Origin of the sequence: Streptomyces filamentosus (genome assembly GCF_014654895.1) — a bacterium.
In the GTDB taxonomy this organism is placed as follows: domain Bacteria; phylum Actinomycetota; class Actinomycetes; order Streptomycetales; family Streptomycetaceae; genus Streptomyces; species Streptomyces filamentosus.
The window spans coordinates 409,027-428,484 of record NZ_BNBE01000002.1 but is presented as its reverse complement, the minus strand read 5'-3'; the positions used below and the strand labels follow the sequence as shown (position 1 = coordinate 428,484).

Below are 19,458 nucleotides of genomic sequence, written 5' to 3'. Positions count from 1 at the left end.
ATGTGGGCCCTGTCCCGGCATCGGCGTCAGGCGGGGCCGTACCGGAGCTACAAGAGAGCGGCAGGACGACCGTGACAGGCGAGAACCGTGGGCGAAGCGACGACCCCCTCGTGCCGAGGGCGGTGCTGCACCGCTGGTCGGAGGCCCACGACTTCACCCGTGCCGTCTTCAGGGGCACCGCCTGGACCGACGGGGCCTTGCGCCTGGAGAGCGCCGAGGCCGACGAGACCTTCGTGGATCACCACGGCCACGCCACCCTGGAATGGGAGTACGCGACCTGCTCCACCGGCTGGCGGGACCTGCCGTTTCCCGCCGAGGAGCTCATCCCCTCCTGGACGGCCCTCACGCCGGCCGGCACCCGGCTGATGGTGCGGCTGCGCGTCCGTGACGCCGCGGGAGACGCCTCTCCCTGGTACGTGATGGCGCACTGGGCCTCGGACGACGCGGTGGTGCACCGCACCACCGTGCCCGGCCAGACCGGCCCGTTCGGAACGGCGGACGTCGACGTGTTCGTCGCCGCCCCCGGCAGGCCCGCCTCGGCGTACGAACTGGAGGTCCGCCTCGCACGCGCCCGGGGCGCCGTCGAGGGCCCCACCGTCCACGCCCTCCACCTCGCCGCCTCCTCCACGCCCCCCGACCACCATCAGGCGGTCAGCGGACCCGCCGGCGCCTGGGGCAAGGTCCTCGACGTCCCCCGCCGTTCCCAGGAGCTGCACACCGGTCACAGTCCCCAATGGGACGGGGGAGGCGAGGCATGGTCGGCCCCCGCCTGCACCGCGATGCTCGTCGAGTACTTCGGCCACGGCCCGCAGACCGCGGAGATGGCGTGGATCGATCCCGCCGACACCGCGCCGCAGGTCGACTTCACCGCTCGCGCGGTCTACGACTACGCCTACAAGGGATGCGGCAACTGGGCCTTCAACGCCGCCTACCCGGCCCGGTACGGACTCGGCGGAATGGTCACCAGACTGCGCTCGCTGAGCGAACTCGAACGCTTCATCTGCGCAGGCATACCGGTCGCCACGGCCCAGAGCTTCCGCATCGGCGAGCTCGCCGGCGCGGGCTACTCACCGGCCGGAAGCATCAAGATCGTCTGCGGTTTCACGCCCGACGGCGACGTGATGGTCAACGACCCCCTCTCGGCCACCGACGAAGAGGTGCGACGGGTCTACCGGCGCGGCGAGTTCGAGCGGGTGTGGCTGTCGGCTTCGGGCGGCGGGGGAGTGGTCTACCTCGTCCACCCCCACGACCTGCCCCTGCCGGCCAACGTGGCCGGCCTCGACCCCAACTGGTAAGCCGGGACACAGGACGGCCCCACCTCCACCGACAACGACGAAACGTCGTACCCCGCCCTCCGGGGCGGGACCTTTTGTTGATCGCCCGCGACCCCGGTGCCTCACTAGCGTGTACGGCATGAGAACGGCTCCGCCGCATCCGTGCGGTCCACCGGACGGGAACGCGCACACCCGGCGACCGCGGCCGGCCGGCCCGGCCCCGCGGCCCTGAGGCTCCCGCCCCGCCCCGGCCGTCGGCGCCGACCAGACACTCCCCGGACCCACCGCACCGCGGCGCGAAGCGACCGCACACCGCCGGCCCGCAGGCGCGCTCCCTCGCGCGCCGCAGTCGAACCGGCGGTGCGGCGCCAGGCCCACCTCCCGCTCCCCACCTCGCAGCACGGCCGCACCGCGTCTCGCTCCGGCCGTGCCTCTCCTCTCCTGACCCCACGGACGCCATTCGCATGGCCACAAGGCGGTGACCCCGATGCACCACCCCTCCTCCACCCAGGACACGCCCCCCGCATTCCGGGCCTGGGACTCCGATATCAGCGCTGCGGCCGTCGCCCGCCAGGACGGCACGCCGGGCTGGGTCTCGATCGTCGGCGACGAAGTGTGGTGGGACGAACCCCGCCCCCACGAGTCCGGCCGCCGATGCGTCGTGCGCGCGAAATCGGACGGCACCGTCGAGGACGTCCTCCCCCCGGGCTTCGACGCCCGCAACAGCCTCCACGAATACGGCGGCCGGTCCTGGCGACCCACCGACGCCGGCCTGGTCTTCACCCACTGGCACGACCGGCGCGTCTACCTCCACCACCCGGACGCCCAGGACGCGCCCAGGCCCCTCACCCCCGCGCGCGAAGACGTCACCTACGGCGATCTCTACGTGCCGCCGTCGCGCGACGAGGTGTGGGCCGTGCGCGAGACGCGCATCGGTGGTGCGCGCGACATCGAGCGCGCCCTCGTCTCAGTCTCGCTCAGCACCGGCACCGAGCGGACGATCTCCGCGACGCACCACTTCGTGACCTGCCCCCGGCTGTCCCCGGACGGCCGACACGTGTCCTGGATCGGATGGGACCATCCGAACATGCCGTGGGACGGCACCGAACTGTGTGTCGCACCCATGAAGGAGGACGGCACCGCCGGCGTCCATGGCGTCAGGGCGGGCGGCCCCCGGGAATCCGTCGTCCAGGCCGAGTGGAGGGACGGCGACAGCCTCTGGGCGGTCACCGATCCCGACGGCTGGTGGACCCTGCACGTCGTGCCCGCCCACGGAGGCCCCGCCCAGGCCGTCGCCGCCGTCGAGGAGGAGTTCGGCGGCGCCCTGTGGAAGCCCGGCTCCACCTGGTTCGCCCCTCTTCCCGACGGCCGGGCCGTCGCCGTCCACGGAACGGGCGCCGGACGACGGATCTCCCTCGTAGACCCCGAGGCCGGTCCCGAACGATCCGTACTCACCGATCTCGGCCTGCCCTTCACCGATTTCATCCAGAGCGTCGACGCCGACGCGGGCCGTCTGGCCACCGCCGGGGCCAGCCCGACCCTTCCCTACAGCGTCTTCACCACGGCCCTCCCCGACCCCGGCGCCACCCACGACCGCGACACGCGGATCCTCTCCTCCCGCGCGGCGCCGCCGGTCGACCCCGCCTGGCTGCCGCTTCCCACCGCCAGGTCCTTCCACCGCGACGCCGCGGCGCCGCCGGTTGACGACCCCTCGGGCGCCGGTTCGCCGGTGCACGCCCACCTCTACCCGCCCACTCATCCCTGTCACGCCGCACCGGACGGACGGCGCCCGCCGTGGGTGGTCTTCGTGCACGGCGGCCCCACCGGCGACTACCCGATGGTGCAGGACCTCGAGATCGCCTACTTCACCAGCCGCGGCATCGGCGTCGCGACGGTCGACTACGGAGGGTCGGTCGGATACGGCCGTGCCTACCGGGAGCGTCTGAACGGCGCCTGGGGACTCGTCGACGTCCAGGACTGCGTCACCGTCGCGCGGGCCCTGGTCTCCGAAGGGCTTGCCGATCCCGGCCGGCTGGCGATCCGCGGAGGAAGCGCGGGGGGATGGACCGCCCTCGCCGCCCTCACCCACACGAACGCTTTCGCCGGCGCGGTCTCCTTCTACGGCATCACCGATCCGCTCACCTGGGCGGCCACCACCCACGACTTCGAGTCCCGCTACCTGGACGGCCTGATCGGCCCCCTGCCGCAGAGCGCCACGCTCTACGAACAGCGCTCCCCGGTCCTCGCGGCGGACAGGGCCAGCGGTCCCGCCCTGCTCCTCCACGGCCTCGACGACACCATCGTGGACCCCGCCCAGTCCTCCGCCATGGCAGAGGCGCTTCGTGCCGCGGGCATCGCTTGCGAACACGTCGAGTTCCCGGGGGAACGGCACGGCTGGCGGCGTGCCGAGACGATCCGGGCGGCCCTGGAGGCCGAGATTTGCTTCTACGAGCGGATCTTCGCCCCTCCCGCTGGCCTCCCGGCGGACACAGCCGGTTCCACGGACGCGGCACCGGCCCCCGCGGAACGGTCATGACGGCCGACGGCGTGCCGCCCGGCGCGGGGAGGGCCACGCACCAGGCCCGCGCGTACCCTCCGTTGCTCCGGCGGGGCGACACCGTCGCCCTCGTCGCCCCCGCCGGACCGGTGACCGAACGCGAGACGACCCCGGCCCGGGACCTGCTGGAGGACTGGGGCCTCCGGGTACGCACCACTCCGCGGCTCCACGCCACCCACCAGGGCTACCTGGCCGGCTCCGACGACGAGCGCCTCGACGACTTCACCGAGGCCTGGCTCGATCCCGACGTACGGGCGGTCGTGTGCGTGCGGGGCGGATACGGGAGCCAGCGCATCGCGGACCGCCTCGACCACCGATGCCTCGCCGCCGCGGGACCCAAGTTCCTCGTCGGTTCCAGTGACATCACCTGCCTTCACCAGGCACTGGGGGAGAGCCTCCGCCTGGTGACCCTCCACGGTCCGATGCCCGGCTGCAGACCCCTCCACGAAGACGACGTCAGTGCCGGAAGCCTTCACGCGGCCCTCTTCGGACCGCCTCCGCGCTCGTTCGCCCTCCACGGCCCCGTCCTCGTTCCCGGACGCGCCGAGGGGATCCTCACCGGCGGGAACCTCACCATGCTGGCGTCCTCGCTGGGAACCGCCACCGCGCCCGACGCCGAAGGCCGCATCCTCCTGCTCGAGGACGTCGGCGAGGACCCCTACCGCCTGGACCGGTCGCTGACCCAGCTCGGACGCGCCGGCGTCCTGCGACGGACGGCCGGCGTCGTCCTCGGCGACTTCACCGACTGCGGCCCCCGGCACCAGGTGGAGGCCGTGATGCGGGACCGCTTGTCGGACCTCGGGGTCCCGGTGGCGGCGGGCCTGCCCGCCGGCCACGGACCGCGTCAGCTCACCGTCCCCCTGGGAGCACGCGCGGTCCTCCGGACGGACCCGCCCGTCCTCACCCTCCACCCGCACGAAAGGAACACGAAATGACGCGGGTGCTCGTCTCCGCCGACATGGAAGGCGCCACCGGCGTCACGTGCCCCGACGACGTCGAACCGGGAACCGACTCCTGGGAACGCATGCGCCCGCTCTTCACCGGCGACGTCAACGCCGCCGTCGACGGCCTCCTCGCCGGCGGCGCGACCGAAGTGCTGGTCAACGACGCCCACTACATGCAGCGCAACCTGCTCCTTGAGGCCCTGGACCCCCGCGCGCGCCTGCTCACCGGCCGACACAAGCCGCTGGGCATGATGGCGGGGATCGACCGGGCCGACGCGGTGGTCTTCCTCGGCTACCACACGGGCGCCGGAGAGCAGGGGGTGCTGTCCCACACCTACCTCGGAACCGGACTGGTTGCGTTCCGCATCGACGGCGAGCCGGCCGACGAGGGCCGCATGAACGCGCTGATCGCCGAGGAGCACGGCGTCCCCGTCGTCCTGGTGACCGGCGACGACCTCACCTGCGAGGCGGCCCGGCTCTGGGCGCCCGAGGCTCTCGTCGTGGCGGTCAAGGAATGCGTCAGCCGGTACGCCGCCATCTGCCTTCCTCCCGGCCGGAGCGCCGAGCTGCTGCGCGCACAGGCGGCCGAAGCCATCCGCCTCCTCCGCGCCCGAAGCGATCACGCGGCCACCCCGGAAGGACGCGGCACCCCCGGCCGGCCGCACCGCTTCGAGCTCGACTTCCACGCACCCCATCTGGCGGCCGCGGTCCTCGCCGTCCCCACCGTCGAGCCCCACGGCCCCCGGGGCGTCGCCTTCACAGCACCGGACGCGACCACCGCCGCCCGGACCTTCAAGGTGTGCACCTCCATCGCCGGCGCGGCGATGGAGGACCACTTCGACTGACCGCCGCCCCTCCCTCCCCGCCCGACCGATCCTCGTGGAGCAGCTTGTGACCGCCATCGGACAACCCGGTCTGCACGACGGCTACGCCACCGACGTCGCCGAACTGTGCTCGGACCTCCTGCGCATCGACACCACCAACCCCGGAGACGGATCTGGGCCCGGCGAGCGGCAAGCCGCGGAGTACGTGGCCGAAGCCCTGGAGGCGGCCGGTGTCCGTGCCACCCTGACCGAACCGCGGCCCCGCCGCACCAGCGTCCTGGCCCGGATCGACGGCGAGAACCGCGACCTGCCCCCGCTGCTCGTCCACGGACACCTCGACACCGTGCACGCCGAGCCCCGCGACTGGACGCTGCACCCCCTTTCCGGAGACCTCCACCACGGCTGCCTGTGGGGACGCGGCGCGGTCGACATGAAGGGAACCCTCGCCATGACCCTCGCCCTGGTGCGCGCCTGGGCGCGCACAGGGCAGAAACCGCGACGTGACCTGGTCCTCGCCTTCCTCGCGGACGAGGAGTCGACCGGCGAGTACGGATCCCGTCACGTCACGACCGCGCACCGGGACCACTTCGCCGGCGTCGAGGAGGCGATCAGCGAGTCCGGCGGCTTCTCGATCACGACCAGGACCACCCGCACCGGACCGGACGCACGCGTGTACCCCATCGCCGTCGGGGAGCGCGGCACCGCGTGGATGCGGCTCACTGCCCACGGCACCGCAGGACACGGCTCGGGGCCCGGACAGGACAACGCGGTGGCGGAGCTGGTCCACGCCCTCTCCCGGCTCGCCGCCCATCGCTGGCCCACCCGCCTCGTCCCCGCCGTCCACACCCTGCTCGACGCCCTTGACCAGACCCTCGGGATCCGGATCGACCGCGACCGACTTGAGGAGGAGGCGATCCGCCTCGGCGGGCTCGGCGAACTCTTCGACTGCACCATCCGCAACACCCTCAACCCTACCGTGCTGACGGCCGGCCAGAAGGTCAACGTCATCCCCTCACGCGCCCACGCCGAGGTGGACGGCAGGTTCCTGCCCGGCGAACAGAACGCCTTCGTGGAAACCGTCGACCGGCTCCTGGGCCCGAAGGTGGCACGGGAGTTCATCAACTGCGAGGAGGCCGTCGCCGCCGATCACGAAGGGCCGGCCTTCGGCGCGATGGCCGAAGCGATCCGCAGCCAAGACCCCCACGCCCACCCCGTGCCGTTCATCCAGTCCGGGGGGACCGACGCCAAGGCCTTCGCGAGGATCGGCATCAGCACCTACGGCTTCGCCCCCCTCCTGCTCGACCCCCACCTGCACTACTACGCCATGTTCCACGGAGTGGACGAGCGGGTGCCCCTGTCCGGCCTCGAATTCGGCGTCCGCGTCCTCCACCGGTTCCTCACCGCCCACTGAGCGCCATTCCGAAGGGCAGACCCCACCATGCACATCCCTCCGCACCTGTGGCCCGCCACGACCACGAGCGGCACCGACGGCCTGGAGATCGGCGGCGTTCTCCTGAGCGACATCGCCGAGGAGTTCGGCACCCCGGCCTTCGTCCTCGACGAGGACGACTTCCGCGCCCGCTGCCGATCCTGGCGCGCGGCCTTCACCGGCCACGACGTCTTCTACGCCGCCAAGGCGTTCCTCTGCCACCAGGTCGCCACCTGGCTGAAGGACGAAGGCCTGGGAATCGACGTCTGCTCCGCGGGCGAGCTGCGCACGGCGCGGCGCGCGGGGATCCCGGGATCCTCCGTGATCTTCCACGGCAACAACAAGTCGGTGGCCGAACTGGCGGAAGCCGTCGACCACGGCGTCTCCCTCGTCGTCGTCGACTCCCACGACGAGATAGCCCGGCTGTCGGACATCGCCACCCACCGGGGCACGCGCCAGCAGGTCCTCGTCCGCGTCACACCCGGCGTGGAGGCGCACACCCACGCCCACATCACCACGGGCACCGACGACCAGAAGTTCGGTTTCTCCCTGGCCACCGGAAGCGCCCACCGCGCCATCTCCCACGCCCTGGGCGCGCCCGGCCTGGAGCTCGTGGGCCTGCACAGCCACCTCGGCTCCCAAATCCTGCGTCCCGACGTCTTCGAGACGGCCGCCGACCGGCTCGTCGGCCTGATGGCCGACACCGCACGCACCCACGGCACGCTCCTACGGCGACTCGACCTGGGCGGAGGCCTGGGCATCGCCTACCTTCCCGACGACGAACCCCTCGACGTGCGGGACCTCGCCCCCACCGTCATCGATCGGGTGCGGAAAGCCTGTGCCTGGGCGGGCGTGCCGATGCCGAGACTCGCCGTGGAGCCCGGCCGGGCCATCGCGGGGCCCACGACGGTGACCCTGTACACGGTGGGCACGATCAAGCGCCAGCCCGGACTGCGGACCTGGGTCTCCGTCGACGGCGGCCTGAGCGACAACATGCGGCCCGCCCTGTACGACGCCTCCTACACGGCCGCTCTGGCGGGCCGGGCCACGGCCAGGAGCACGGACGAGCCGGTCACCGTCTGCGGACGGCACTGCGAGTCCGGCGATATCGTCGTGGACTCCGCCCGCCTGCCCTCTGATCTCGCCGTCGGCGACCTCCTCGCGGTCCCCGCCTCCGGCGCGTACCACCGCTCCATGGCGAACAACTACAACTCCCAGCCCCGCCCGCCCGTCGTCGCCGTCCGTGACGGTGCCGCACGCGTCATCGTCCGGCGGGAGACCATCGACGACGTGCTGCGCCTGGACGTTCGGTGACCCACCACCCGGAGACCCCGGAGCCGGAACCGACCCGACGCCCCGGGCCCGCGTGGCCCGGGCCCCCGGAAGAGGCCGTCGGAGGCAGGCACTTCTGTTCCACCCCTCCGGGACTGCAGGGAGCCACATCGCCGAAAGCGAGGAAGGAAGGCATGACGCACCAGAAGAAGATCGCGTCTGTACTGCGGCAGGCGACGGCCGACGGCGTGCTGGGGCCAGAGCACCCCGTCGCCGGCTTCATCGACGTCCAGGGCATCCGCGACAGCGTCACCGCGCTCCACAAGGCCTTCGCCCACGTGCCGGACGCCCTGCACGCCTTCGCGGTCAAGGCGTGTCCGCTCGTCCCGGTCCTGCGGCTGCTCGCGGACGCCGGAATGGGCTGTGAGACGGCGAGCCCGGGAGAGACCCGGCTGGCACTCGCCGCCGGGTTCGCACCCGAACGCATCGTCCTGGACTCCCCGGCCAAGACCCGCGCCGAGATCAGCGAGGCGCTCACTCTGGGGATCGCGCTGAACGCGGACAACCTCGCCGAACTCGATCGCATCGACGCCCTGCGTCCCGCCCGCTCCCGGTCCGTCGTCGGCCTCCGCGTCAACCCCCAGGTCGGCGGCGGCAGTATCGCGGCGATGAGCACGGCGACGCCGCACTCGAAGTTCGGGGTGGCCCTCGACGACCCCGGAGCCCGCGCACGGGTCCTCGACGCCTTCCTGCAGCACCCCTGGCTGACCCGCCTGCACGCCCACATCGGCTCGCAGGGGTGCTCGCTGCAGCTGATCGCCCGGGGACTCGCCACGCTGCACCAGCTCGCCGAGGAGATCGACGCGCACGTCGGCAGGCGCCAGGTCACCAGTCTGGACCTGGGCGGAGGGCTGCCGGTCAACTTCTCCGACGACACGGTCACGCCGACGTTCCAGGAGTACGTGCGGGCGCTCACCGACGCCGAACCGGCCCTGCTCGACGGCCGCTACCAGGTGGTCACGGAGTTCGGCCGGTCGCTGCTCGCGAAGAACGGCTTCACCGCGGCGGTGGTCGAGTACGTCAAACAGTCGGGCGGCCGACGGATCGCGCTTACCCACGCCGGAGCGCAGGTGGCCACCCGCACCGTGTTCATGCCCGACGCGTGGCCGGTCAGGATCACCGCGCACGGGCCGGACGGCCGGCCGAAGACGACCGCGTCCGTACCGCAGGACGTCGCCGGTCCCCTCTGCTTCGCCGGGGACATGGTGGCGCACGAGCGTCTGCTGCCGGAGCTCGCGGAGGGGGACCTGGTGGTGCTGCACGACACGGGCGCCTACTACTTCTCCGCCCCCTGGGCGTACAACAGCATCCCGAGGCCGGGGGTCCACGGGTTCCTGCACCGTGACGGAGCGGTCGAGCTGGCCACGGTGCGGACGCCGCAGACGCTGGCAGAAGTGGTGGAGGAGAGCGGCTCGTCCCACGGGCCGGCGCTCCTGACAGGGCTTGCCCCGGCCCCGCATGACGAGCACTCCGATTGCTCATGAGGGCCTGCCGGCCGGCCCGTTGGGTCAGTCCGGCCGGTAGGTCCCCACGCTCCGCTCGTGTCCCTCGGGGTCGAGGACCCGGCCGCGTCGCCCCGGTCGCCTCCGGCTCGCACACCGGGGCCTCGCCCGCGCACACCGCGTGGAAGTACCACCGTCCACCGCCCCCGGGGAAGGGAGGACGGATACGGACCGCGCCCCCATGCAGGATTGAGGGGTGGGCCGGTGGACCGTCCTCGTCGTCCTGGCGCCGTACGTGCTCGCATCCGACCGCCGAGAGCCGGGTCAGCGCGGCTGCGGTGCCCCGACGGCAGAGTTGGGAGGGAGATCCGCGGCCACGTCAGCGGGGCGGCCCGGAACCACCACGCTGTCACCGCCGACGAAGTCCCCGTGCGACGCCTCACCCTCACACTCGTAGTGGCTCCGGCCTCGCCCGGGCGTGGAAACGAGGCGTGCACGTCGTCCGGAGCCCGCGGTTCTCATTCGGGCTTCCGGGAGTCCCTCGCGGGTGAGCTCGCCCGTGTTTCCTGCAGGCTCACCAGCGGTCGCGGTGCACGACTTCAGAGACAGGCCGGCGGCGCACCGGTCCGAAGTTGCCCATCGGCCAGCCCACGGGTATGGCAGCAAAGGTGCGCATGTCCTCGGGGATGCCGAGGGCCTGCTTCCATTCTTCCTCCAGCATCAGGTGCCAGATGGTGATGTTCGCGGCGAGGCCGAGCCCTCGGGCGGCGAGCAGCAGGTTCTGGACGCCCGGGTAGACGCAGGACCCTTCCGCGAGCGCCATGAAGCGCTCCTGCGTGTCCATCATGCGCTGGGTCGCCACCGGGCCCAGGGCCTGCGCGGAAGCGAGGTAGCCCTCCTCCGTCACCCGCGGTGCGGGGAACTGGTAACAGGGGATGACCAGCACGGGAGTGTCCGCGAAGTGGTCGCGTTGGTACTCGATCGCGGCGACCATGCGACCGTAGGCGGCCGTGTCCATCCCTTCGGGAGCCAGCGCGCCCGTCGTGGCGAGATAGGCGTCCACGCAACGCTTCCACAAAGGAGCGAGACGGGCCATGACGTCCCGGTCGGTGACGACGACGTACTCGAAGCGCTGCATATTGCCACCGCTCGGTCCCCAGGTCGCGGCCTCGACCAGCCGCTCGACAAGACCCTCGGGGACCGGATCGGGCTTGATGCGGCGCATGGCACGCATGGTGGACATGATGTCGAAGAGACGGGGATCGGATTCCGCACCAGTGAGATCGATCATGATCGCGGAGTGTAGATCCCGCCCCGGCCTGGGTCGAGGGGTCTGATGCTCGGGACTCCGCCTTCTTCGTCTCGGCCGACAGAGGGCGGAGCAGCGTTCAGAGCCCATGGCCGGCCTCGTAGCTCAACGAAACAGACATGCCCTCCTTGGGCGGGTACGCCTCCCGGCCCGCTCAAACGAGTGCGAGCCTGGCTCGACACTCCGCCTCGCGAACCGTCGAGGAGGCTGGGTACGGGCTCTCGTGCCCGACGGCAGGGCTCCGGCGTCATAGGCGTGTGCGGCGTTGCGACAAGAGAACCCGCCGAAACCACGCGGGTGCGGGCGCGACGCCGGCGGCTGAGGGCAACCACAGCGGCCGAGGTCGACAGGAACACGACCGCGGCGAGGCCTGGACCGCCGTAGGTGATGAGCCGTCGGAGCGAGTCGGCTGCCGCGTATCCGGTGATGGCCTCGACGCCGGCCCACAGCAGGGCGGCAATCAAGCTGTACGGCGCGATGCGGCGGTAGGGCAGGCGGGCGGCCCCTGCAAGGTGGGGCATCAGGGTGCGTATCACAGGGACGAAACGGGCCAGGAAGACGGCTTGCCCTCCACACCGGGCCATGAGCGCATCGGTGCGATCCCATGCGGCAGCCGGGACGCGCCGTCCGAGGCGCCCGATGCGCAGGCGGCTGCCGAGGAGCCGTCCGGTGCGGTGCCCCAGGGCGTCTCCTGCCACGACCGCGCTCGCGGCGGTGACGATGACCAGGGCGAGATTCAGATCGCCGGCACGGGCCAGGGCGCCGGAGGCCAGCAGTAGGCTCAGCGTCGGGATGAACGCGCCGACGAGCAGCACGGACTCGGCCAGCACCGCTGCGGCCAGGATCACATAAGCGACCGGGCCGGGGACGTGGCCAAGGAAACCGGTCAGCGCGTTCACCGTGCTGCCGTGACCATGCTGTCCGGCGCTGCCGCGGTGTCCAGCGCTCGCGGGCAGGGCACGGCGGCGGGACGGCGGAGCTGCCAGACCTCAGCCGGGGGCAGGTTGCCCCACACGGTCCGACAGCCGACGGCATACCGGCGCTGGTAGCCGGCGAGGACCTCTTCGACCTCGCGGTGGCGATGTACCGAGGCACGCGAGGACGTCAAGGCGCGGGCGTACCGGCTGCCGCGATAAGCGAAGTAGGTGAGCGTTCCGCCGGGCTGGAGCAGTCCCATGTACCGGTCCATGATCGTCTCGACCTGGACGGGCGTGAAGTTGGTGAACGGCAGGCCGGAAACGATGACGTCGTAGGAACGGTCGGTGTCGAGCCGTTCGACGAGGGTGTGATGTACGGTGACCGGCTCGCTCCCGCCGACCAGGCGGGGATGGACCCGGACGAGGTGGTGCAGTCGGGCGGCGAAGCGGGCGTTGGCCTCGACGATGTCCAGGCGGCTACCCGCGGAAAGGCGGGGGACCAGGGTGCGGGTGACCGATCCGGTGCCCGCACCCGCCTCCAGGACGTTCAAGGGTCTTGATCCGTGCTTTTGGACGGGGTCGGTCAGCAGCCGGGCCAGGGCCTTTCCGCTGGGGGCGATGGCGCCGGTGGTGCGCAGGTCTCGGGCGGCTTCGATGAGGAACATCCAGCCCTCGGCGTTGCGCTGCGCGAGGACACGTTCGTGTGAAGTGGTCCAGTCGTCCATGTCTTCGACGCTATGGACACACACGACCTGGAGGATCCTCCCTTGTGCGACCGCCTTGCCCTACGAAAGTAGGGGGCCGGAAGAGTAGATCGTCGGTCGTGAGGAGACGGGCCGGCTGCCTACGCTTGGAGCGTGATATCAGAACAAATCCACCGATGGGTGGCGTATGGGCGCTCCGCCCTGGTGGTGCTGCTGACGCTGACGGCTGTCCAGAACGGAGCGTTGAGCGCGGGCGGAGACTACGTGGCCCTCCACAGCGCGGCGGCGCTCGCGTGCGGGCTGGCCCTGCTCCTGCCTCGGGGACCCTGGTGGCTCGCTCCGGCCCTGACGACGGCGGCCGCGAGCGTCTGGGGATGGCCCGTCCTCCCGCTGCTCCTGATCGCCCTGTTCGACCTCGCCGCCCGACGGCGCGTCCTGGCAGCCGGGGTCTGCTCGGCCGTGGCGCTCGCGGCCAATGCCGTCGTGCAGCCGACGGCATCATTGTGGACCCCACAGCAGTACGGATCGACGCTCTTTCTGGTGCTGGCCGTGCTCGGCGGCCTGTGGATGGGAAATCGACGCCGCCTGGTCCAGGCACTGCACGCCCAGGTGGAGCACCTGCGGACCGAGCGAGAACTGAGAGAACAGGCCGCGCGGATGGCGGAGCGCTCCGCCATCGCCGCGGAGATGCACGACGTGCTCGCCCACCGGCTCAGCCTGATCGCCCTGCACACCGGTGTACTGGCTACCCGGAAGGACACTCTTCCCGGCCCCGTCGTAGAACGACTCGGCCTGCTGCGCACCGCCTCCACCGAGGCTCTGACCGACCTACGCGACGTCCTGGGGGCACTCCGCACGACCGATGCCATCCTTGCCGCGGACCCGCCGGCCCCTGTCCTGCGCGACGTCGAGGAAATGATCGAGCAGGCTCGGGCGGCCGGGCAGGACATCAACACGACCGTGGAAGGGGGCCCGGAGCAGGCGCCCGCAGCGCACCGACTGGCTGTCTACCGACTGGTGCAGGAGGCACTGACTAACGCCCGCAAGCACGCCCCCGACGCACCGGTCCGCATCCGCATCACCTACAAGCCGCCGGCCACCCTGATCGAAGTGACCAACCCGCCCGGCCGCGGCCCCGGTATCCAGCAGGTTCCCTCCGGATTCGGCCTGATCGGCCTTCGTGAGAGGGTCGAAGCGCTGGGCGGGAGCCTGAGCGCCGGGCCCGGCGGCGCCGGATCCTGGCGTCTTGCCGCCCGCATCCCCCACCCTGTCCCCGACCAGAACGGCCCCCGCACGTGATTCGCGCCATGGTCGTCGACGACGACGCCCTCGTACGCCTCGGACTGACCGACCTCCTCGACAGTGACGACGGTATCGAGGTCGTCGCCCAGGCCACCGACGGGCTCCATGCCATCGAACAGGCGACTGCCCACTGCGTCGACGTCGCCCTGGTCGACGTCCGGATGCCCCGCATGGACGGCATCACCGCAACCGGACGGCTGCGCTCTCTGCCCCACCCGCCGAAAATCATCACCCTGACCACCTTCGACCTCGACGAGTACGTCTACAACGCCCTCGCTGCCGGCGCCGACGGCTTCCTCCTCAAAGACACGGACCCCGCCGAAATCCTGCGCGCTGTCCACCTCGTCGCAGCCGGCTCCGCCATGCTCCACCCCGCCGCCGCCCGACGCCTCATCGACCGCTACCACCACGCCGGTCAGCCCCAGGCAACAGCTGCTCGCGCCCGCCTCGAACGCCTCACTCCCCGCGAAGGTGATGTCCTGGTCCTCCTGGCCCGCGGCGACACGAACGCTGACATCGCCACCCGGCTCAACATGCGGGAAAGCACGGTGAAAGCACACGTCAGCCGCATCCTCTCCGCTCTGGAGGTCACCAATCGAGTCCAGGCAGCGCTTCTTGCCCGCGATGCCGACCTCACCTGATCCACACTCCTGACCGATACGCACCGCTGCGCGAGGAGGGACTGTAAATCGTTCGGGTCTGTTCCGTAGTCGGTGGTGACGGTGAGTGCTCACCTGTGATCATCGAGCGTGCATGATGCGAACGCGTTTGTGGGGACGGTGTTCTCGGGGTTGTCGGCGTTGGCCATCGAGGATGTGGTGGACGGTGGCGAGACAGTCCAGGTTTCGGCTCGGACCGGCATGTTCCCGTTCCCTGTCCGCTGTGCGGGGTGCTGATGGGAAGGGTTCACGGGTATCACGGCCGGACGGTGCGGGATGTGCCGGTCGACGGCCGGCAGGTCGTGGTCCGGGTGAGGATACGACGGCTGGTCTGTCCGGTCCGGGACTGCGGACGGCAGACCTTCCGAGAGCAGGTCCCCGGGCTCCTGGAGCGCCATCAGCGCGGTACCACACGTCTGACCGGCCAGCTCTCCGAGCTGGTCAAGGAGTTGTGCGGCCGGGCGTCCGCCCGGCTCACCCGGTCACTGGCCATGCCCGTGCCGTACGCCTCCGCCCTGCAGCTGCCGCGGCGGGTGCCCATGCCGGTGGTACGGATCCCGCGGGTGATCGGGGTCGACGACTTCGCCCTGCGACGCCGGCACAGCTACGCCACGATCATCATCAATGCCGAGACCAGCCAGCGGATCGAGGTACTGAGCCGTTTTCGTCCTGAATAGCTGCAGGTCAGCAGGGTGTGGACGGCTTGGGCGATGGTGCTGATGCGTCGGGTTGAGCATCTGGCTCGGCGGAGGATGCGCCAGGACTTCAGCTGTGCGAAGGCGCGTTCGCCGGGGGCTCTGAGCCGTGCGTGGTCGCGGTTGAACTGCTGATAGTGGGCGGGCTGTTCGCGATGGTGGTAGTAGGGGGTGCGGAAGGTGGCGCCGGCGCCCTGGTAGGCGCGGTCGGCGAGGACGAGGATCTGCCGGGTGAGGCAGGCCTGGACGATGCCGTGTGCGCGGGCCGCGGTCAGGTCGTGGGTGCGGCCGGGTGTCGCGCGCGAGAACCACAGCGGTGTGCCGTCGGGACGAGCGATGACCTGCACGTTCATCCCGTGCCGACGGTGCTTCATCGAGTAGTATGGCTCGTCCGCGCCGATCCGGTCGATCGGGATCAGCGTGCCGTCAACGATGACGTGATCGCCCTCACCGAGACCGGTGAGCGCTTCTTGGAGGCCCGGCGCCCAGCCCGCCAGCACGTCCAAGGTCTCGTCGACGTAGCGCCAAGCGGTGGCCTGGGATATCCCGAAACCTGATCCGAGCTGCGAGAACGTCTCGTTCTTCCGCAGGTGCACCAGCGTGAGCAACGCCTGCTGGAAGCAGCCGAGCTTGCGCCAGCGGGTGTTACGGGCCCGGCGCTGCTCGTGCAGCAGCCAAGCAACATGCTCGACGAGCTCATGGGGGACGTCGAGCGTGTCAGGATACGGAAACCTTCAGGGCTCCTTCGGTCGCCGGTGTGATGAGTGGAATCACCACGCCAACGACAAGGGGCCCTGCCTCGTCACCACACCCGCTGACCAGCCCATTTCACCCTCCAGCACAGGATGAAAGAGGCTCACTAAGGATCTTCAGCGTCGTCTCTCGAGGGTGAGGACGGCCTTGGTGATTGACGTGAGTCGGTTGGGGCTGATCCGGGCTTTGCGGAAGATCCGCCAGGCCTTGAGGCGGGCGAAGGCTCGCTCGACGGGGAAGCGGAGTCGGGCGTGTGCCCGGTTGACGGCTGCTTGTCTGGTGGTGAGGGGTCTTCCGAGGTGGCGTTTGAACGGCACCTGGAACGTGCCGCCGGCCCCGGCATAGGCCTTGTCGGCAAGCACGGGGATCCGCAAGCGTTCACAGACGGTGACGATACGGTGGGTGCGGGCCGCGGCGATGTCGACCGTGCGGCCGGGCAGCGCCGGCGAGTACCAGATGAGCTCGCCGGCAGGGTCAGTGACGGCCTGGATGTTCACGCCGTGCTGTCGAGTCTTGCCCGAGTAGTCCCGTTCGTGGTCGCCGACCCGGTCGCACTCGGCGATGGTGCCGTCCAGCAGAACGTACTCGGGACGCGCCCGGCGAAGGGCCCGGGTCAGGGACGGCGCCTTCGAGGCGAGGAGTTTGATCACGCTCTGTACGTAGGCGTGGGCGGTGCCCTCGCTGATCCGGAAACCCGCGGCGAGTTTCGCGTAGGTGGTGTGCTCGCGCAGGTAGACCAGGGCGATGATGACGCGCTGCGAGGGCCGCAGTTTGCGCCGGCGGTCACCCTCACGGGTGACGATCAGCATCGTGACCCACTCCACGAGCGCGTGCGGCAGGTCGAGTGCAGCAGGATAGATGACCAACGAGGCCTCCGGTCAAAGCGGTTGAGACGTCAGACCTCTCGAACCACTGCCCGAAGGCCTCGTCTGCTATCCGCCCTTGGCCGTCACCCGATCGGTGACCACTCTGAAGATCCTTAGTGAGCCGTTTTCATCCTGAATAGCTGCAGGTCAGCAGGGTGTGGACGGCTTGGACGAGGGTGCCGATGCGGCGGGTGGAGCATCGGGCCCGGCGGAGGATCCGCCAGGACTTCAGCTGTGCGAAGGCCCGTTCCCCGGGAGCTCTGAGCCGGGCGTGGTCGCGGTTGAACTGCTGGTAGTGCTCGGGCTGTTCGCGGTGGTGGTAGTACGGGGTGCGGAAGGTGGCGCCGGCGCCTTGGTAGGCACGGTCTGCGAGAACGAGGACCTGCCGGGTGAGACAGGCCTGGACGATGCCGTGAGCCCGGGCCGCGGTCAGATCGTGAGTGCGGCCCGGTGTCGCGCGGGAGAACCAGAGCGGTGTGCCGTCGGAACGGGCGATGACCTGCACGTTCATCCCATGCTTGCGATGTTTCATGGAGTAGTACGGCTCGTCGGCGGCGATGCGGTCGATGGGGATCAGGGTGCCGTCGACGATCACGTGGTCACCCTCGCCCAGGCCGGTAAGGGCCTCGTGCAAGCCCGGGGCCCACGCCGCGAGGACGTCGAGAGTCTCGCTGACGTAGCGCCAGGCTGTGGCTGTCGAGACGCCGAAGCCGGCTGCCAGGGCGGGCAGCGGCTCGTTCTTCCGCAGATGGACCAGCACGAGCAGGGCCTGCCGAAAGCAGCCCAGCTTCCGCCACCGCGAACCACGTTCACACCTTCGTGCGTAGATGAGCCAGGAAACATGCTCAACCAGCTCATGCGGGACATCGATCGTGGCACGATACGGGACCAAGCGAGGCTCCTCGGACGATGCGTGGTGCGTAGAGAACACCACCGCAACGACCAGGAGCCTCGTCTCGGCACACACCCATGCTTACCTGCCATTTCACCCCACAGAGACAGGATGAAAACGGCTCACTGACTCGTCACTCCGGCCTGAGATATGGGGTCTTGGGCCTGAAGGGCGACGGCGATGCGGGTCACGGTCATTTCGGCGGTGGCGTGGTGACGGGCCGGACGGTTGCGCGGCCGACGCTCATGTAGGTGAAGCCGTGCTTCTGGAGGAGCGGCGGGGCGAGGAGGTTGCGGCCGTCGAAGAGGAAGGGGGTCTTCATGGCCGATGCCGCTGATGCCCAGTCAACCTCCTTCAGCATGGGCCACTCCGTCACGATCATCGCGGCGTCGCAGCCGGTGACCGCTTCGATCACGGTCTCGGCGCGCTCCAGCCGGTTCCACGGGGCTTCGTCGCGCAGCCGGGCCATGGGGTCCCAGCCGGTGAGGGTGGCTCCTTCGGACACGAGCCGGGAGGCGATGATCGCGCTCGGGGCTTCCCGCATGTCGTCGGTGCCGGCCTTGAAGGTGAGGCCCAGCAGAGCGATCCGGCGTCCACGGAGACCGCCGAGTTCTTCCTTGAGCCGGGCGATGGCCCGCCTGGGCTGGAGGTCGTTGACGTCGATGACGGTGGTGAGGAGCTGGAACGGCAGGCCGCTGTTGGACGCCATCGCGCGCAGGGCGCGGGAGTCCTTGGGGAAGCAGCTTCCGCCGTAGCCGAGGCCGGCCTTGAGGAAGTGCGGGCCGAGACGGTGGTCCATCCCGATGGCGGCGGCGACCTCCTCGACGTCGGCGCCGGTCGCTTCGCACACGGCCGCGATCTCGTTGATGAACGTGATCTTCGTGGCGAGAAGGGCGTTCGACGCGAGCTTGACCATCTCGGCGGAGGCGACGCTCATAGTCTCGACCGGACCGGCGATGCCCTTGTGCAGGTCGGCGATCAGGTGGGCGGTGGTGGGGTCGGAGGCGCCGATCACGATGCGATCGGGGTTCATGAAGTCTCCGATGGCCCGTCCTTCGGCGGTGAACTCCGGGTTCGAGGCGTAGCCGACGTGATCGAGTCCTGCCGCGTCGAGCGCGGCGCGTACCTGGTCGCCGGTGCCCACGGGGACGGTCGATTTCATGACGACGGCCGTCAGGCGCGGAGCGTTCTTCAGGTCCTCGATGACGGACCAGACGCGCGAGAGGTCGGCGTCGCCGGAGGGCGTGGGCGGGGTGTCCACGCACACGAAGGCGACTTCGGCGTGCTCCAGTGCTTCCCTCGCGTCCAGGGCGAAGCTCAGCCGGCCGGCGTTGGCCTCCATCAGCTCTGCGAGGCCCGGTTCGTAGATCGGCACCTCACCCCGGCGGAGGGCGGCGACGCGTGCCGCCTGGATGTCCCGGACGACGACGGTGTGCCCCAGCTCGGCGAGGCACGCGCCGGTCACGAGGCCGATGTACCCGGCGCCGAAGACCGTGATGTTCCGCATGTTCACTTCCCGTGTCCGTGTGTCGGCTGGGGAAGAGGGCCCCAGGCGGCAG

The 19,458-nt window shown here is 70.6% G+C and carries 15 protein-coding genes and 2 pseudogenes; 10 read left to right on the top strand and 7 right to left on the bottom strand.

All coding sequences use genetic code 11. The annotated features are described in order from the left end of the window. Nucleotides 1-71 precede the first annotated feature (71 nt). The 7 genes from IE326_RS21010 to IE326_RS20985 all read left to right on the top strand — a co-directional run bounded on the left by IE326_RS21010 (nt 72) and on the right by IE326_RS20985 (nt 9,844). Nucleotides 72-1,295, top strand: coding sequence for a C39 family peptidase (locus IE326_RS21010; protein WP_190042600.1), 1,224 nt, complete (start codon nt 72-74; stop codon nt 1,293-1,295). A gap of 466 nt (nt 1,296-1,761) precedes the next feature. Beyond that, nucleotides 1,762-3,810 carry a S9 family peptidase gene (locus tag IE326_RS21005; RefSeq protein ID WP_229915542.1) on the top strand — a complete coding sequence of 683 codons (2,049 nt, stop codon included), beginning with the start codon at nt 1,762-1,764 and terminating at the stop codon, nt 3,808-3,810. Then, nucleotides 3,807-4,766 carry a S66 peptidase family protein gene (locus IE326_RS40795; protein ID WP_229915541.1) on the top strand — a complete coding sequence of 320 codons (960 nt, stop codon included), beginning with the start codon at nt 3,807-3,809 and terminating at the stop codon, nt 4,764-4,766. Before IE326_RS21005 ends, IE326_RS40795 begins: the two co-directional genes overlap by 4 nt. Continuing rightward, entirely contained in the window at nt 4,763-5,620 is an 858-nt protein-coding gene (locus IE326_RS21000; RefSeq protein ID WP_190042599.1) for a M55 family metallopeptidase, read from the top strand. Before IE326_RS40795 ends, IE326_RS21000 begins: the two co-directional genes overlap by 4 nt. A gap of 46 nt (nt 5,621-5,666) precedes the next feature. Next, nucleotides 5,667-7,010 carry a M20/M25/M40 family metallo-hydrolase gene (locus IE326_RS20995; protein ID WP_229915540.1) on the top strand — a complete coding sequence of 448 codons (1,344 nt, stop codon included), beginning with the start codon at nt 5,667-5,669 and terminating at the stop codon, nt 7,008-7,010. A gap of 27 nt (nt 7,011-7,037) precedes the next feature. After that, nucleotides 7,038-8,342: a diaminopimelate decarboxylase gene (gene lysA, locus IE326_RS20990; RefSeq protein ID WP_190042598.1), complete on the top strand. Its 1,305-nt coding sequence runs from the start codon at nt 7,038-7,040 to the stop codon at nt 8,340-8,342. Nucleotides 8,343-8,494: 152 nt separating this feature from the next. Beyond that, the gene (locus IE326_RS20985) at nt 8,495-9,844 is read left to right on the top strand and encodes a type III PLP-dependent enzyme domain-containing protein (RefSeq protein WP_190042597.1); all 1,350 of its coding nucleotides are present in this window, start codon (nt 8,495-8,497) and stop codon (nt 9,842-9,844) included. A gap of 532 nt (nt 9,845-10,376) precedes the next feature. On the opposite strand, the gene IE326_RS20980 is transcribed toward IE326_RS20985, so the two are convergent. The 3 genes from IE326_RS20980 to IE326_RS20970 are packed head-to-tail and all read right to left on the bottom strand — an operon-like array spanning nt 10,377 to nt 12,753. Next, nucleotides 10,377-11,093 (bottom strand): nitroreductase family protein, encoded by a 717-nt coding sequence (locus IE326_RS20980; RefSeq protein ID WP_190042596.1) that lies wholly within the window; start codon nt 11,091-11,093, stop codon nt 10,377-10,379. After that, the gene (locus tag IE326_RS20975) at nt 11,090-12,010 is read right to left on the bottom strand and encodes a DedA family protein (protein ID WP_190042595.1); all 921 of its coding nucleotides are present in this window, start codon (nt 12,008-12,010) and stop codon (nt 11,090-11,092) included. The genes IE326_RS20980 and IE326_RS20975 overlap by 4 nt, the downstream gene beginning before the upstream one ends. Beyond that, nucleotides 12,007-12,753 (bottom strand): class I SAM-dependent methyltransferase, encoded by a 747-nt coding sequence (locus tag IE326_RS20970; protein WP_190042594.1) that lies wholly within the window; start codon nt 12,751-12,753, stop codon nt 12,007-12,009. Before IE326_RS20970 ends, IE326_RS20975 begins: the two co-directional genes overlap by 4 nt. 132 nt (nt 12,754-12,885) lie before the next feature. Here IE326_RS20970 and IE326_RS20965 point away from each other — a divergent pair, with 132 nt between their 5' ends. The 3 genes and pseudogenes from IE326_RS20965 to IE326_RS20955 form a co-directional block, all read left to right on the top strand. Further along, nucleotides 12,886-14,031: a sensor histidine kinase gene (locus tag IE326_RS20965; RefSeq protein WP_229915539.1), complete on the top strand. Its 1,146-nt coding sequence runs from the start codon at nt 12,886-12,888 to the stop codon at nt 14,029-14,031. After that, nucleotides 14,028-14,675 (top strand): response regulator, encoded by a 648-nt coding sequence (locus IE326_RS20960; protein ID WP_190042593.1) that lies wholly within the window; start codon nt 14,028-14,030, stop codon nt 14,673-14,675. The genes IE326_RS20965 and IE326_RS20960 overlap by 4 nt, the downstream gene beginning before the upstream one ends. 108 nt (nt 14,676-14,783) lie before the next feature. Next, nucleotides 14,784-15,349, top strand: a pseudogene (locus tag IE326_RS20955) (transposase family protein); the annotation flags it as partial. 11 nt (nt 15,350-15,360) lie between these two features. Here IE326_RS20955 and IE326_RS20950 read toward each other — a convergent pair. From IE326_RS20950 to IE326_RS20935, 4 genes and pseudogenes are all read right to left on the bottom strand, one after another. Continuing rightward, a pseudogene (locus tag IE326_RS20950) lies at nt 15,361-16,165 on the bottom strand (transposase family protein); the annotation flags it as partial. A gap of 92 nt (nt 16,166-16,257) precedes the next feature. Next, on the bottom strand, nt 16,258-17,007 hold the full coding sequence (locus tag IE326_RS20945) for a transposase family protein (protein WP_190042592.1): 750 nt from the start codon (nt 17,005-17,007) through the stop codon (nt 16,258-16,260). A gap of 127 nt (nt 17,008-17,134) precedes the next feature. Beyond that, entirely contained in the window at nt 17,135-17,899 is a 765-nt protein-coding gene (locus IE326_RS20940) for an IS5 family transposase (RefSeq protein WP_190042591.1), read from the bottom strand. Between the two features lie 193 nt (nt 17,900-18,092). Continuing rightward, nucleotides 18,093-19,406, bottom strand: a complete 1,314-nt coding sequence (locus tag IE326_RS20935) for a UDP-glucose dehydrogenase family protein (RefSeq protein WP_190042590.1) — start codon at nt 19,404-19,406, stop codon at nt 18,093-18,095. Nucleotides 19,407-19,458 lie beyond the last annotated feature (52 nt).

Coding starts and splice junctions, on each gene's coding strand:
- IE326_RS21005 (WP_229915542.1), top strand. CDS start 1,762: ATGCACCACCCCTCCTCCACCCAGGACACGCCCCCCGCATTCCGGGCC.
- IE326_RS40795 (WP_229915541.1), top strand. CDS start 3,807: ATGACGGCCGACGGCGTGCCGCCCGGCGCGGGGAGGGCCACGCACCAG.
- IE326_RS21000 (WP_190042599.1), top strand. CDS start 4,763: ATGACGCGGGTGCTCGTCTCCGCCGACATGGAAGGCGCCACCGGCGTC.
- lysA (WP_190042598.1), top strand. CDS start 7,038: ATGCACATCCCTCCGCACCTGTGGCCCGCCACGACCACGAGCGGCACC.
- IE326_RS20985 (WP_190042597.1), top strand. CDS start 8,495: ATGACGCACCAGAAGAAGATCGCGTCTGTACTGCGGCAGGCGACGGCC.
- IE326_RS20980 (WP_190042596.1), bottom strand. CDS start 11,093: ATGATCGATCTCACTGGTGCGGAATCCGATCCCCGTCTCTTCGACATC.
- IE326_RS20970 (WP_190042594.1), bottom strand. CDS start 12,753: ATGGACGACTGGACCACTTCACACGAACGTGTCCTCGCGCAGCGCAAC.
- IE326_RS20935 (WP_190042590.1), bottom strand. CDS start 19,406: ATGCGGAACATCACGGTCTTCGGCGCCGGGTACATCGGCCTCGTGACC.